Genomic DNA, 14,318 nt, shown 5'->3' on the forward strand with positions numbered 1-14,318 from the left:
GCAACGCTCAAATCACTGGAGCGCCTATCAGTCCATATGCGTTACATCGTCACGGGCGGGGCGGGGTTCATCGGGTCCAACCTCGCAGAGCGGCTGGCACGCGATGGTCACGAAGTCGTGATCTTCGACGACCTCTCCGCCGGGCGGCGGGAGAACATCGAGCATCTCCTGGTTCATCCCCGGGTGACGTTCGTCGAGGGGAGCGTCACCGATCTCGCCCTGCTTGTCGATGCCTGTGCCGGAGCGGACGGCATCTTCCACCAGGCGGCCGTCGCTTCGGTTCCCCGATCCGTAGCAAACCCGCTGGAGACGAACGAGGTGAACGTGACCGGAACCCTGAACGTTCTCTGGGCCGCAAAGGAGTGCGGCGTCCCGGCGGTCGTGGCGGCTTCCACCTCGGCGATCTACGGTGACGATCCGGTCTTCCCGAAATGCGAGACGATGGCGCCGGGACCGCTCTCCCCCTACGCGGTCTCGAAGCTCGCGGGCGAGCACTACGGGAAGGTGTTTGCCGACCTCTATGGTATCCGGACGGTATTCCTGCGCTACTTCAACGTCTTCGGTCCCCGGCAGGACCCGAACTCCGAGTACGCGGCGGTGATCCCGAAGTTCATCACCCGCCTGCTCGGGGATAAGCCGCCGATCATCTACGGCGACGGAGAGCAGACCCGCGACTTCATCTTTGTCGGCGACGTGGTGCGGGCGAACATCCAGGCGATGGAGGGCGGCGCCTCCGGCGTCTTCAACATCGCCGGGGGCAGCAGGATCAGTTTGAACCATCTTGCGTCCATTCTCGCGGAGATCACCGGCATACACCACCGGCCGGTTTATGAGCCGCCGCGGCCGGGGGACGTACGCGACTCGCTCGCCGAGATCACCCGGGCCCGAGATGCCTTCGGGTTCTCTCCCCGCTGTACGCTTGAAGCGGGGCTCCGCGAAACCGTGGCGTGGTTCCGCGACGGCGGCCGGTAGCCGTTCCGGGCACCCGGTTGCCCGATTGGGGGTCGCCAGGCTCCCGGGCACGGCAGGTGCAGGAACCTATATATTGTTACTCCGCAGTAAGAGGGGCTAGGTGCAGACGTATGCCCCAATTGGTTACACCGGAGGCCCGCAAGGGTAATGAAAGAGATACGTCACGGGCGTACAGCGACGTCGCCACGGAGGGTCTGCACGACCCGGCCGCCCTGAACAACAGGGGTGTGGCGCTTGAAAGGCAGGGCCATTACGAGGAAGCGCTCGCTGCATTCAGTGCGGCGATACTCTGCGACAACGACGACGTCTATGCCTGGAACAACCGGGCGGTGATCCTCACCCGGCTCGACCGCCCCCAGGAGGCGGCGCTTGCGTGCAGGCAGGCGCTCGCGATCGACCGGTCGTGCATCTTTGCCCTGGTGACGTACGGCATGGTGCTCGGCAGGCTCGGGAACTACCCTGAGGCCGAACGTGTTCTTGCGGTGGCCGAAGACCTCGACCCGCAGGCCCGGGCGCTCTATCCTGGGAACTCGACGATGACCCGGGCTTGATTGAGGAGAATCACTCATTTTTCCGGGGCCCGAGGGGCCGATACACTGTTAGGTGCGATACGGTTCCGCCGTATGGTGCAACCCCATGCCCCCCCCGCCCGACTCCCCGGTCGGCATCGCGAGACCGCCGGGTTCGTCCGAACTCCCGGAGAACCTTACGTTTTTATTCTCCCTGCCGCATAGAGTATACAATCGAGTGCCTCCGGCACGGAGTCGATCCCATGAAGACGCTCATACTTGCAGGCGGGAGCGGCACCCGCCTCTTCCCGCTCTCGAGGGAACACTACCCAAAACAGTTCATCCCGCTGATCGACGACGAGTCTCTCTTCCAGAAGACCGTGAAGAGGGCGCTCCTCTTCTCCTCGCCGCAGGAGATCGCGATCGTCACGAACACCGATCACCGGTTCCTGGTCCGGGACCAGCTCGCCGCCATCGGGTGCGACTGCCGCGTCCTCGTGGAGCCGGTGGGCAAAAACACCCTGCCGGCGATCTACTACGGTGCCCGCGAGATCACCCGGGAGGACGGGCCGGATACGGTTGCGGTTCTCCCCTCGGATCACCTGATCACCGCTGCCGGGCAGTTCCACGATGCATTCCGCCGGGCGGAGCGGCTTAGCAAGGACTACCTGGTTGTCTTCGGGGTGCGGCCGACCTCGCCGCACACCGGATACGGCTATATCCGCCCCGGCGAGCCTCTCGGCGACGGCTCAACCGTGGACGCCTTCGTCGAGAAGCCCGATCTCGAGACCGCCGACCGGTACGTCGCCGATGGCTACCTCTGGAACTCCGGCATGTTCTGTTTCGACGCGGGTCTCTTCCTTGCCGAGTGCGAGGCGTGCACACCGGAGGTGGCCCGGGCGTTCGAGCAGCCCCTCGCCGAGGCATACGGTGCGGTCCCCGCTCTCTCCATCGACTACGGGATCATGGAGAAGACCCGCAAGGCGGCGGTCGTGCCGCTTGAATGCGACTGGAGCGACGTGGGGAACTTCGACGCACTTTACACCGCCCTTAAAAAGAACGGGAGCGGTAACGCCGTCAGGGGCGAGCATATCGGGATCGACTCCTCCGAGAACCTGATCATCGCCGACCGTCTGGTCGCCACTGTCGGGGTACACGACCTTGCCATCGTCGAGACGAAGGATGCGATCCTGGTCGCCGCCCGGGACGAGGCCCAGCGGGTGGGCGAGATCGCAAAAGCCCTCCGCGAGAAGGGGGATTCGCGTGCCCTCTTCCACACGCAGGTTCACCGGCCCTGGGGCTCCTACACGAACCTCGAGGAGGGGCAGTCCTATAAGATCAAGCGGGTCACCGTCCCCCCGAATCGCCGCCTCTCCCTCCAGATGCATCATCACCGCTCCGAGCACTGGGTGGTCGTCACCGGGTGCGCCGAGGTGACGATCGGGGACGAGGTCTCCCTCCTCCGAAACGGCGAGTCGACATTCGTCCCTGCGGGAACTGTTCACCGGCTCGCGAACCCCGGCCTCCTGCCGCTCGAACTGATCGAGGTCCAGATCGGGGAGTACACCGGCGAGGACGATATCATCCGGTTCGAGGACGACTTCGAGCGGACGTGAGCCGCCGGACGGGACCCCCATCCCCCCGTGAGCAAACCGATATAATCCCGGGGTACATAGAATATAGGAGCCGATGCCGCGGGTCTCGGTGGTTTAGATTTCTTGTACCCCCGTAGTGTAGTGGTCAATCATGCAGGACTTTGGATCCGGCGACGGCGGTTCGAATCCGCCCGGGGGTACTACATTCGCCCGGCCTTCACATTGCCGTATCTTGCTTCCGTGTGAGTATTTCGTGGGACTCTCATCCTGTTCGGCGGCGAAACCGGAAGGGATTTTTTGGCGTACGGCGAGCATACGAGAATGACCCATCTCTCTCCTCTCCTGATCGCCCCCTGCGGCATAAACTGCGGGCTCTGCATCGCCTACCTGCGGGAGAAGAACAGATGCCCGGGCTGCCGGACGGAGGATGCCGGCAGCCTGAACGCGTATTGCGCCCGGTGCAGGCTCCGGCAGTGCGAAGACCGTACGGGGGAGTACTGCTACGAATGCGCCGGATATCCCTGCACGCGGCTGAAACGCCTGGACAAGCGCTATGCAAAATACCGGACGAGCGTGCTCGAAAACCTGCGCGAAATACGGGAGCGGGGAGTCGCGGAGTTCGTCGAACAGGAGAAGGTCCGCTGGACATGCCCGGAGTGCGGGAATATCCTCAGCATGCACAGGGATCGCTGCCTGCACTGCGGCCGGACGTGGTGAGGAAGAAGCATCACCTGCACCGCCGCCTGGATGAGCCTGGTGCCGTCGATACCTTTTTTTGCGCTCGATACCCTCCCGCCCCACGGTGCCATCGAGTATGACCGAGGTTGATACGAGGATACGATCAATCCATGCCCGCGAGATACTGGACTCAAGGGGTAACCCGACCGTCGAAGCGGATGTCACGCTTGCCGGCGGGGCGTCCGGGCGTGCTGCGACCCCGTCCGGCGCATCGACCGGGAAGCACGAAGCCGTCGAGTTCCGGGACGGCGTAAAAGAGCGTTACGGCGGCAAAGGGGTGCAGAGACCCGTCAGCCAGATCAACGGCGAGATCGCCGTTACCCTGCAGGGCATGGACGCCGGCGATCAGGCGGCGGTGGACGAGGCGCTCATCGATCTCGACGGAACACCGAACAAACGGAACCTGGGCGCCAACGCCACGCTTGCGGTCTCCATGGCCGTCGCCCGGGCTGCCGCCGCTGCAGAGGGTCTCTGGCTCTGGGAGTACCTGGGAGACCCGTTAAAGCCGCTCCTTCCCGTCCCCATGATGAACATCCTCAACGGCGGGGTTCATGCCAACTGGCAGGGGCCGGATTTCCAGGAGTACATGATCGCTCCCTACGGCGCTCCGGGCATCGCGGAAGCGGTCAGGTGGGGGAGCGAGACCTACCATGCGCTCAAAGATATCCTCAAAGCCCGGGGTTACACGACCTGCGTCGGCGACGAAGGCGGGTTTGCCCCTGCAGTCTCCACGAACACCGAGCCGCTCGACCTGATCGTTGAAGCAATCGAACGTGCCGGATATGCGCCCGGCGAGGAGATCGGGATCGCCCTCGATCCGGCGTCGAGTGCGTTCTACAACGACGGCGTCTATAACCTCAGGACCGAAAGGCTGACCCTGACCGCTGCCGAGATGGTGGACCGGTATCGTGACCTTGTGGCGGCATACCCGGTCATCGTCATCGAGGACGGGCTTGCCGAGGACGACTGGGACGGCTGGCGGCTGCTGACCAGAACGATCGGCGATCGGGTGGAACTCGTCGGCGACGACCTCTTTGTCACGAACGTCGATCGGATCGATATGGGTATCCGGAAGGGGGCCGCCAACGCCGTCCTGATCAAGCCCAACCAGATCGGGACGGTGATCGAGACGATCGCCGCGGTGCGTCTCGCCCAGCAGCAGAACTGGGGCGCGATGGTCTCCCACCGGAGCGGCGAGACCGTCGACACGTTCATCGCCGACTTCACCGTCGCCATGCAGACCGGCCACCTCAAGACCGGCGCACCGGCGCGGGGCGAACGGGTGGAGAAGTACAACCAGCTCATCCGGATCGAGGAGGCGGCCGGGGATACGGCCCGGTATGCCGGACGGAGCGGGTTCGTCCGGTAGTGGGGGATTGGTCTCTGAGACCCGTATCGGCAGTGGAATCTCCGGCGCGGCGGAGAAGCAGTCCCGGATCGCGCTGCAACTCTCCGGTGTTCCACATACTTCTTAAGGCCTCCCTCCCAGATCATGGGTGACCATGGAAAGCGCTGCCCTAGCAATTGAGATTCAAATGAGCCTCCTCCTCTTCCTCGCGCTCGCCGGCTACCTCGTGGCATCCCGCATCAACCAGTCGGCGACGATCGGGGCGATTCTCGTGGGGGTTCTGGTCGGACCGAGCGTACTCGGCCTGATTACTTACACGGACTTCGTCGCGACCCTGGCGCATCTCGGGGCTATCATCCTCCTCTTCGTCATCGGTTTCGAATTTAACATCAGGGATATCCTCGATCCGCGCTACGGCGTCATCGGGCTTGTCGGCGTGGTCGTCCCGTGGATAGGCGGCTACGCCACCGCCGTCTTCTTCGGGTTCGATTTCGCGAGCGCGGTCTTCGTCGGCACGGCGCTGACAGCGACGAGTATCGCCATAACCGCAAACGTTCTCAAGGAGATCGGCGTGCTCCAGACCCCGGCAGCGAAGGCAATCATCGGCGCTGCGGTCATCGACGACGTCCTCTCCCTCCTTGTGCTTGCCGTCTCCACCGATCTGGTGGTGAGCGGGGATATCTCGGTGGTATCGGTCGGCGTGATGCTCGGCAAAGCCGTTGGATTCATCGTTGTCGCCGGTGCTGTCGGGTACTTCGGCATCCGAAAGGTCATCGAGCGAATGGACGCAACTCCCCTGGCGCGGAAATATCCGGAATTCGTCTTCATCTTCGCCATGATGGTGGCGTTCCTGTATGCGATGCTCGCCGACCTGGTGGGCTTATCGGGCATCATCGGTGCGTTCCTTGCCGGGGTCGCCTTTGCCGGCGTCGAGCTCCGGCAGAGTAAGGGCGTCCACGAGGGCGCCGAATACTTCCAGATCGTCTTCGCTTCGATCTTCTTCGTATCGCTCGGGATCCTCGCAGATGTCCGCGCGCTCACATCCGACATGGTCCTCTTCCTGGTGGTGCTGACCCTGATCGCCATCGTTACCAAGGTCGTCGGGTGTGCTCTCCCTGCCCGGGCGATGGGGATGTGCCGTGAGGACTCCCTCATCATCGGGTTCGGGATGGCGCCGCGGGGCGAGGTGGCGATGATCGTCGCCCTGATCGGGCTGGAATCGGGGCTGATCGGCCAGAGTATCTTCGTGGTGATCGTCCTGATGAGCCTGCTGACCACGCTCATCACTCCGATCGTCTACCGGAACTGGTTCTACAAAGGTGCATACTGCCCTGTCGACTGATGCAGGGGAAGAGCCCGCACCCTTTTCTTCAAATATCCTCTTCCCTCTCCGTGCGAAAAAAGAATAGCGGAACCGCGAGGCCTCGCCTTCACCAGACCTCCGGGAACGCCATGTTGGTGTAGATGTCCTCGAGGCGCGCCTTGTGGCCCCGCTCCATCGAGGCAAGGCTCTCGAAGAGCTCGATCTGCTCCGGATCCACGCTGAGGCTCGCGAGTTGGGTGTACATCTGCATCGCGTCGAGTTCTTTTCTGATTGCGATGACGAGGCCGTCGAGCGGCTTCAAGTCGGCCGAGAGCGGGGGTGTCTCCAGGGTTTGGGCGACTTTGTAGTCCCGCTTCGTGTCAAACCCGAGTTTCGCGGGTTCCTTCGTGAGAAAGCCCTCAAGGGTCTTCCGATGTTGGCTCTCCTCCCCGGCAAGTTCGTTGAAGAGGTTCTTTAAGTTCTCATCCGTGACCTTCTCCCTGACCGTGCGGTAGAAGGTGTATGCCTCGATCTCGCGGTCGATGGCATTCGATATGATGGAACGGTATTCTTCAGTGTCCATGACTTCATGCACCGGTGGGACAGTAGCATCCGGGGCTTTTAAACCTTGTCAGGGGCGGGGTTTGGTAGGGTGCCTTGACTCGTGGGCGAGGGATCGCGGTGGTGGCCATGGTGGGGCGGGTTCGGGGGAATGGGGGAAGGGGGTTGGACAGTAGGTGCTGCCCAGCCGCGTGGTACTTGCACTCCTGCGCTTGAAGACCTTTGGTCGTATCTCGTAACTGACAGCCCTTCGATTAACTGGCATGGATTTCGAGGGGTATCGCGTCTGGGGAGGGGTTTCAGGGGAGGGGGGAGACCCCCCTCCCCTGTCCCCACCCCCCCGTGGCGATACTCCCACGGTCCACTACATTGGGATTTTTCCTCGCTTCGGTCGTTTTGTTTGTTGCAACTTGCACCAGATGGCGATCACGCTCCGGTTCTAACGAACCGTCGTGCTTCGGGAACCAAGCGTCTTCTCAAGTTCCCACCGCTCCGGCAGTCGCTCCCCATGAGGGTATACACTCGCTGGAAAAATGGAGGACCTTCCGGCCCAGCAAAAAAAGATTAAATAAACCGGGGCTTCCGCGAGAGAAGCCTCGGCGTGTAGAGCGGGCGGAAGGGCTTTCCAGCGGTTTCGAGCTTGACCGCCTGGACGAGTTCGCTCTCGGTCATCGACTCCTTGAAAGGCTTCTTCTTCTCCGAGAGCTTCCGGATGGTGACCATGAGCCGGCCGGTCTCGGCCTCCTGGTCGCCGATCACCGCGACGTAGGGCACCCAGTCCATCCCGGCCTCGCGGATCTTCTTGTTCACGCTCTCGTCCCGGTCGTCGACGTCCGCCCGGATGCCGGCCGCGTTCAGCCGGGTGTCGATCTCTTCCGCGAAACAGATGTGCCGCTCCGCCACCGGCACCAGCCTGACTTGGGTCGGGGCGAGCCAGGTCGGGAACGAGGGAACCTCCTGTGCCGCGGTGCCCTCGAGCATCGCGCAGATCACCCGCTCGATCGAGCCCGTCGGCGAACAGTGGAGGATCGGGGGGTGGACCTCCGTTCCGTCCGGGGCGTAATACTTGATATCGAACCGGTCGGCGCTCTCCACGTCGATCTGGACGGTCGGGTTCTCGATGGGTCTCCCCTGTGCATCGATCGCCGCAAGATCGACCTTTGCTATCCAGTAGTGGGTCCGCTCCGAGAGAACCTCGATCAGCATCGGCACGCCAGACTTCGCGACGATCCCCTTCACCCAGAGTTCGTACTGCTCGAAGAAGTCGCGGGTGCACCGGAAGACCCCGACAAGCGGGGTCTCGAGATCCTCGCCGGTCTTCCAGCCTATCGCGAGCTGCTCCTCGAACGCCGTGAGCGCGCCGTCCATGTCCCGGCAGAGGGTGTGCATATCGGGCATCGTGAAGGCGCGCAGACGCTTCAGCCCGATCACCTCGCCCTTCTGCTCGTGGCGGAACGAGTAGGTCGAGAGCTCGTAGAGTTTCATCGGGAGGGTGTTCGGGGAGATGTGCATGTCGTGCATGATCGAGAACATCCCGAAACACGCCGCGAACCGGAGCATCATGTCGCGGTTGCCGCTCTTGAACCGGTACTGCCGCTCCCCGAACTTGGCCGCGTGCTCCGCGATCGCCGCATCACCGAGGTCGTACATCACCGGGGTCTCGACCGGCATCCCGCCGTAGTCGAGCACCTGTGTAAGGACGTAATCGGAGAGAAGGTCCCGGATCAGCTTGCCCCGGGGCATCCAGCGGTGGTTTCCAACATCCGCACGTGGTTCGTACTCCACGAGTTCCTTCGCACGCATCAGGTCGACGTGCACCGGCTCGGCCCCTTCCGGCCCCGGATACCCGAGTTCCTTTCGGATCAGGGCGGCGAAGGGCGTCTCCTCCTTCGCGTAATCGGCCGCGTTTTTGCGGTCCCCCTCGGGGGTGATGACGAAGAACTCGTGCTCGATCTCCTTCTTTGGCGCGGCAGCCCCTTCGCCCGGGAGGATCGTCCGCGAGAGCTCGGAGAGCGGATGGCCCTTGCAGGAGAGCGAGAATGCCTTGTACCAGCCGAACGGCGCGCGTTTCACGACGAAGCCGTCCGTACCGACGAGGGCCCCCTCGATGCCCTTAAGAACACTCACCGCCGCCCCCGGCGATGCAAGGTCGGAGGAGAGGTGGGCGTAGGGGTAAATCATGATATTGGTGGTGCCGAGCTGCCGGGCGGTGGCGACGATCTCGTCGGCCGCCTGCCTGACGGCATCCTCGATGTTCTCCTCGTCGACAGACTCAACCGCGCAGAAGACGGCAAGCGCCTCATCGAGGGCGTCCTTTTGGACGGCGTCCTCTTCGGCGACCTTCGTCTTCTTCCGGGCCTCGTATTCGATATGATCAGAGTGGATTAGAAGAAGTCGCATTGGTATCTCCAGTTGAATCGTTCAATATCTGTTTTCCTGCTATATAGTGCATGACGCTCGGCGGGCGGGGAGCATGTGCCCCGGACCGACGCTCTCGCCGGATTCCCGGCATCACTCCTCTGCGCGGCGCGCGTTCTCGTGGTAGCGGGAGAGGGTCGCCTGCTGCTGGTCCATGTACTTCGCGTCCTGCTTCATGTTGTACGGGCGCGCGGCGCGATCTGTTCTGTAGAAGACCAGTTGCCCGATAGGCATCCCCGCGTAGACCTTGACCGGCCGGGAGTTCACGTTGCACATCTCGAGCGTGATCGTCCCCCGAAAGCCCGCGTCGATCCAGCCTCCCGTCTGGTGGAGTTCGACCCCGAGACGCGCGATGCTGCTCTTTCCCTCGATGCTCGCAACGATGTCGTCGGGGAGTTCGATCGCCTCGAGCGTCTCGGCGAGGAGGAACCGTCCCGGTGCAAGGACGATCGAGTCGGCTACCATCTCTTCGGTGTCTCTGCAGACGGTCTCGCTGTCGTAGGGGTCGATCACGGTCTCTCCCGGAACGTACCAGACAAAGTGCGAACCGAGCCTGATATCCAGGGAATTTGGCTGAATCAGGCCGGGTTCAAAGGGATCAACCCTGATATGCCCGCGCCTGATGCGGTCTTCTATCTGCCAGTCGACAAGAATCATTCCACTCTATTTCTCCCGCAAACTATTCTTTGTTTTCGAGATGCCACTCCGTCCGGCGCATCAGCCCGTGAAGCGTGCTCGCCTCGCGGATGGTCAGTTTCGTCCGGCCGAGCACCCGGCGGATCAGGGTCATCGTGTTCTCCCGCTTGAAGTCCGGGTGGTCGATACGGTTCAGGAACGCGTCGATGTGCCGGTAGAGCGAATCCATCTCGACGGGGCTCGCGAGGGGATAGGTCCCCCGCGGCAGGTTCGCGAGCTCGTAGCAGAGGATGCCCACCGCGTGGGAGAGGTTGAGGATCGGGTAGATCTCCGAGGTCGGGATGGTGCAGATGAGGTTTGCGCGCGCGAGTTCGGTGTTCGCGAGCCCCCAGTTCTCCCGCCCGAAGAGGATCGCGACCGTCCCGTCGATATCGCCGACGATCTCCCTGACCTCCGCCGGTGCGTAGTAGGGCATCCGCATCGGGGTGCAGACCGACTTGCTCACCTCCCCGGTCGTCGCGACCACGAAGTCGAACTCGTTATAGACCTTCTTGATCGTCATCCGCCGGGCGTCCTCGAGAACGTCGCGGGCGTGGGAGGCGCGCATGATCGCGTCGTCGCCGAGCGTGCAGGGGTTGACGAGAACCAGCCGGGTGAACCCGAAGTTCTTCATCACCCGTGCGGTAAACCCGACGTTCCCCTCGTAGAGGGGCTCGATCAGGACGATTGAGATCTCAGGCATGCCTCACTGTACCGCCCGGACCGTCGCCCGGAGCACGTCGATCCCTTCCTCGTAGACCGCGTTCCCCACGACAATAGTATCGGCATAGCGCCCCATCTCCGCCGCCTGCTCGGCCGAACGGATCCCGCCGCCGTAGTAGAGGGTGGCGTTCTCGACAGCTTCGGACGCCGCCTGCACGATTGCGGGATCCCCGTAGGTTCCGCTGTATTCGATGTAGACGATCGGGAACCGGAAGTAGCGGTCCGCGACCTGTGCGAACGCGGCAACGTCTCCGGTCGAGAGGCTGCAGTCCGCCCCCGTTACCCGGCCGACGGCGGAGTTCGGGTTGAGGACGATGTAGGCCTCGGGCACCACCATCTCCCAGTCGATGCCGCTCGCCTGGCGCAGCCAGGCGTAGTGTTTCCCGACGATCCAGCGGACGTCGTTCGTGTTCAACACGCTCGGCACGAAGAGGTGATCGATACCCCCGTCGAAGATGGCGCAGTCGGGGCTCGCCGGTTCCACCACCAGCGGCAGCCCATAGGCGGAGACCAGATCCAGGAGTTCCTGGAGGTTCTCCCGCGTCACGTTCAGGGTGCCCGAGAGCATCAGGGCATCGGTCCCGCTCGTTGCGATCTCCTCGACGGCTCCTCTCGGGAGGCGTTTATCGGGGTCAAGTTTCGTTACGTGTGCCCAGGTCTTCCAGTTCGCGTGCATGGTGTCACTTCAGGTGGCCGATGTAGTCGCGGAGTCTGGCCTTCGGGATGCCGGTGACGGAGGAGACCTCCTCCGGGTCGGCAACACGGAGCGTTGCGGCGTCGTAGATGCCTGCAAGGTAGAGCCTGTCCACGGTCGCTTCGCCGAGTCCGGGGACCTCCAGGAGTTCTTTTCGCCCGCGCTCAAAGACTGTCCTGGAGATCTTCTGGGGGGCAGGGCGCCCGAGGTGCCTGCAGACCAGATCCACATGTTTATGTACGGTTTCCGGGTTAATGCCGGTTTTGCTTGCAAGGTAGGGGATGGGGAGATAACAGAAATCGTCGAGAGTCGCGACGCCGCCTGCCTGGTACTTCTTCAGGCTGACCGCGGGAACTCCGGCCTCCCGGAGGGCGCGCTCGTTGCAGAGCCCGCGGGCGGCTTCCAGGAGTTCGGCTCCGGCAGCCTCCGGGATCCCGGCCTTCTTGAGCGCGGCGGGTTCGGCCACCGAGAGCGCGTGGATATCGCCGATCCCCTGTCCGAGGAGATTTTTGATGATCTTCGCGTGGCTCCGGCCCCTTCTCGGGGGCACAATCTTCCGGACGAACTTCCTGAGTTCCGAACGGCGGCGGAGAACCTCGAGTGCATCCTCTGCCTCTCTCGCGAGTTCTACGGCCTCTTTTGTGCCGACGTCGACGGCCTTTGCGAGGTCTTCAGGCTGCATGCCCGCAATCTCGGAGACCGTGTAGATGTGCTGCGCGTGCAGGCGCTGCATGAGATCGTCGGTCATCGAGGGCATCATCCGGAGCGCCTCGACGTTCGAGGTGATGTGACTGCAGAGCGGGCAGCCGATGTCCCACGGCCGGGCGCCCTTCCGGATCAGGCGGACGTGGGAGAGGTTGTGCTCCGGACAGGTCGCTTCGACCCGGATTGCCTTGCCCCAGGTGCTGCCGGGCAGGCTGATGTTGAACCGGCACTCGGGGTAGCCGGTGCAGCCGATGAACTGGGAGACGCCGATGTGCCGGATCCGGAGATCGTGGCCGCAGTCGGGGCAGGGGCCGACGGTATGCTCCTCGGCGGTCTGTTCCATGATCTCGGTGCCGATCTCCGACTTGTGCGCCTCGAGTTTGTCGAAGACCCTATGCAGCATCTCGCGGGACTCGGTGACGACGTCGTCGCGGGAGCGCTGGCTCTGTTTGATGAGCTGCATGTGCTCCTCGAGCGTCTGGGTCATCTCCGGCTCCGTGATCGTCTCGGCGTGGTTGTCGAGGGCGTCGATGACGGCTCTCCCGACAAGCGTCGGGCGGAGCGGGTTGCCTTCCACGTAGCGGCGGGAGACGAGTTTGCCGATCACCTCGTGCCGGGTGCTCTTCGTGCCGAGGCCGAGTTCCTCCATCACCTGGATGAGCCGGCTCTGGGAGTAGCGCGCCGGCGGCTGCGTCTCCTTCTCCTCGAGGTTCACGTTCTTGATCGGCAGCCGTTCACCCGGGGCGAGCACCGGGAGGATGTTCTCCTTCGCTTCCGAGTAGGGGTAGATCCGGCGCCACCCGGCGTAGAGGAGCCTGCCGCCCGTGGCCTTGTAGGCCTCGCCGGACGCGTCGAAGGTGCACCTGGTGGTCGCCCAGTTCGCGTCGGGAGAGAGGGTCGCGAGGAACCGCCGCACGACGAGCTCGTAGACCTTCCACCGGTCCTGCCCGAGAGCCTCGCGGGTCGCGGAGCCCGTCGGGTGAATCGGCGGGTGGTCGGTGCTCTCCTTCTTGCCCCGGGTCGGGACGGGCCGCCGGTTCTGCTGCACCCAGGCGACGTCCTTGTCGAAGACGCCTCCTTTGAGGGTATTGAGGATCGCGTTCAGGTTCAGCGATTTCGGGTAAACCGTGTTGTCGGTCCTCGGGTAGGAGATGTACCCGTTCATGTAGAGGTCTTCGGCAAGCCGCATCGCGTTCGCCGCCGAGAGGCCCAGGCGGCTCGCCGCGACGATGAAGGTCGTGGTGTCGAACGGCGTCGGCGCCCGGTCGTTCTTCTGCCCTTCTTTCACGTCCGTGACGACGAGCGGCTCCTTTGTCCCCGCTTCCGCGGCGAGGGCCGCTTCGTGGTCGGTGAACCGCCCGGCGGTATGCCGCGCCTCGATCGTTACGCCGTCTTTCTCGGTTGCAAGCGAGAGCATCCAGTAGGTCTGGGGGACGAAACTCTCGATCTCACGCTCCCGCTCGACGATCATGGCGAGCGTCGGGCTCTGCACCCGCCCGACGGAGAGGATGTTCGTGCCGCCCCGGCGTGCCGCGAGGCTGATGAACCGGGTCAGCGATGCCCCCCACATCAGGTCGACCGTCTGGCGGGCCTCGCCGGCAGCCGCGAGGTCGAAGTCGAGGTCGGTCAGGTTCTCAAACGCTGTGCGGATCTCCGCCGGGGTTATCGCGGAGAACCGGGCACGGTTGATCCTGACGTTGGGGTTCACCGCACGGACGAGTTCGTAGGCCTCCTTTCCGATCAGTTCTCCCTCGGTATCATAATCGGTCGCGATGGTGACGAGATCCGCTTTCCTCGAGAGTTTCTGGATGAGGTTGACGATCTTCTTCTCGGTCGGCTTCTTGACGATGCCTGCGTCGATGAGGGTTCGCGGCGTGTGGGTCTCGCTCCGCCAGTTCGTGTAGCCGGGCTCGAAGTCTACCTCCACCACGTGCCCTTTGAGGCCGACCACCGTCTTCGTGTCGAAGGAATACGTGGATACGCTTCCGTCCTTTGTCGCTCTCACTTTTTCGTTGCCGGCGAGGATCTGCGCGATCCGGTTTGCCGAGATGTTCTTTTCTGCTATGATCAGATGCAC

General features: G+C 63.3%; 12 protein-coding genes and 1 tRNA gene. 7 read left to right on the forward strand and 6 right to left on the reverse strand.

Annotated features, from left to right (window positions below):
* Positions 1 to 36: 36 nt before the first annotated feature.
* The 7 genes from MEMAR_RS03705 to MEMAR_RS03735 all read left to right on the forward strand — a co-directional run bounded on the left by MEMAR_RS03705 (position 37) and on the right by MEMAR_RS03735 (position 6,504).
* Positions 37 to 972: an SDR family oxidoreductase gene (locus MEMAR_RS03705; protein ID WP_011843603.1), complete on the forward strand. Its 936-nt coding sequence runs from the start codon at positions 37 to 39 to the stop codon at positions 970 to 972.
* 110 nt (positions 973 to 1,082) lie between these two features.
* On the forward strand, positions 1,083 to 1,523 hold the full coding sequence (locus tag MEMAR_RS03710; RefSeq protein WP_011843604.1) for a tetratricopeptide repeat protein: 441 nt from the start codon (positions 1,083 to 1,085) through the stop codon (positions 1,521 to 1,523).
* Positions 1,524 to 1,744: 221 nt separating this feature from the next.
* Entirely contained in the window at positions 1,745 to 3,097 is a 1,353-nt protein-coding gene (locus MEMAR_RS03715) for a mannose-1-phosphate guanylyltransferase/mannose-6-phosphate isomerase (RefSeq protein WP_011843605.1), read from the forward strand.
* 106 nt (positions 3,098 to 3,203) lie between these two features.
* Positions 3,204 to 3,276, forward strand: a tRNA-Gln gene (locus MEMAR_RS03720).
* A gap of 121 nt (positions 3,277 to 3,397) precedes the next feature.
* On the forward strand, positions 3,398 to 3,793 hold the full coding sequence (locus MEMAR_RS03725) for a DUF3795 domain-containing protein (RefSeq protein ID WP_011843606.1): 396 nt from the start codon (positions 3,398 to 3,400) through the stop codon (positions 3,791 to 3,793).
* A gap of 97 nt (positions 3,794 to 3,890) precedes the next feature.
* The gene (gene eno, locus MEMAR_RS03730) at positions 3,891 to 5,183 is read left to right on the forward strand and encodes a phosphopyruvate hydratase (RefSeq protein ID WP_011843607.1); all 1,293 of its coding nucleotides are present in this window, start codon (positions 3,891 to 3,893) and stop codon (positions 5,181 to 5,183) included.
* 133 nt (positions 5,184 to 5,316) lie between these two features.
* Positions 5,317 to 6,504 carry a cation:proton antiporter gene (locus tag MEMAR_RS03735; RefSeq protein WP_011843608.1) on the forward strand — a complete coding sequence of 396 codons (1,188 nt, stop codon included), beginning with the start codon at positions 5,317 to 5,319 and terminating at the stop codon, positions 6,502 to 6,504.
* Positions 6,505 to 6,592: 88 nt separating this feature from the next.
* Here the strand turns inward: MEMAR_RS03735 and MEMAR_RS03740 are convergent, their stop codons facing one another.
* The 6 genes from MEMAR_RS03740 to MEMAR_RS03765 all read right to left on the reverse strand — a co-directional run bounded on the left by MEMAR_RS03740 (position 6,593) and on the right by MEMAR_RS03765 (position 14,318).
* A complete protein-coding gene (locus MEMAR_RS03740) occupies positions 6,593 to 7,048 on the reverse strand; it encodes a ferritin-like domain-containing protein (protein WP_011843609.1) in 456 nt (151 codons plus the stop codon).
* A 542-nt stretch (positions 7,049 to 7,590) separates the two neighbouring features.
* Entirely contained in the window at positions 7,591 to 9,426 is a 1,836-nt protein-coding gene (locus MEMAR_RS03745; RefSeq protein WP_011843610.1) for a threonine--tRNA ligase, read from the reverse strand.
* Between the two features lie 111 nt (positions 9,427 to 9,537).
* The gene (gene dcd, locus MEMAR_RS03750) at positions 9,538 to 10,101 is read right to left on the reverse strand and encodes a dCTP deaminase (protein ID WP_011843611.1); all 564 of its coding nucleotides are present in this window, start codon (positions 10,099 to 10,101) and stop codon (positions 9,538 to 9,540) included.
* Between the two features lie 22 nt (positions 10,102 to 10,123).
* Complete coding sequence (locus tag MEMAR_RS03755; protein ID WP_011843612.1) at positions 10,124 to 10,822, reverse strand: RNA methyltransferase; 699 nt, start codon at positions 10,820 to 10,822, stop codon at positions 10,124 to 10,126.
* A 3-nt stretch (positions 10,823 to 10,825) separates the two neighbouring features.
* Entirely contained in the window at positions 10,826 to 11,518 is a 693-nt protein-coding gene (locus MEMAR_RS03760) for a phosphoglycerol geranylgeranyltransferase (RefSeq protein WP_011843613.1), read from the reverse strand.
* Positions 11,519 to 11,522: 4 nt separating this feature from the next.
* Positions 11,523 to 14,318: a DNA topoisomerase I gene (locus MEMAR_RS03765; protein ID WP_011843614.1), complete on the reverse strand. Its 2,796-nt coding sequence runs from the start codon at positions 14,316 to 14,318 to the stop codon at positions 11,523 to 11,525.

This window comes from Methanoculleus marisnigri JR1 (assembly GCF_000015825.1).
Lineage (GTDB): Archaea > Halobacteriota > Methanomicrobia > Methanomicrobiales > Methanoculleaceae > Methanoculleus > Methanoculleus marisnigri.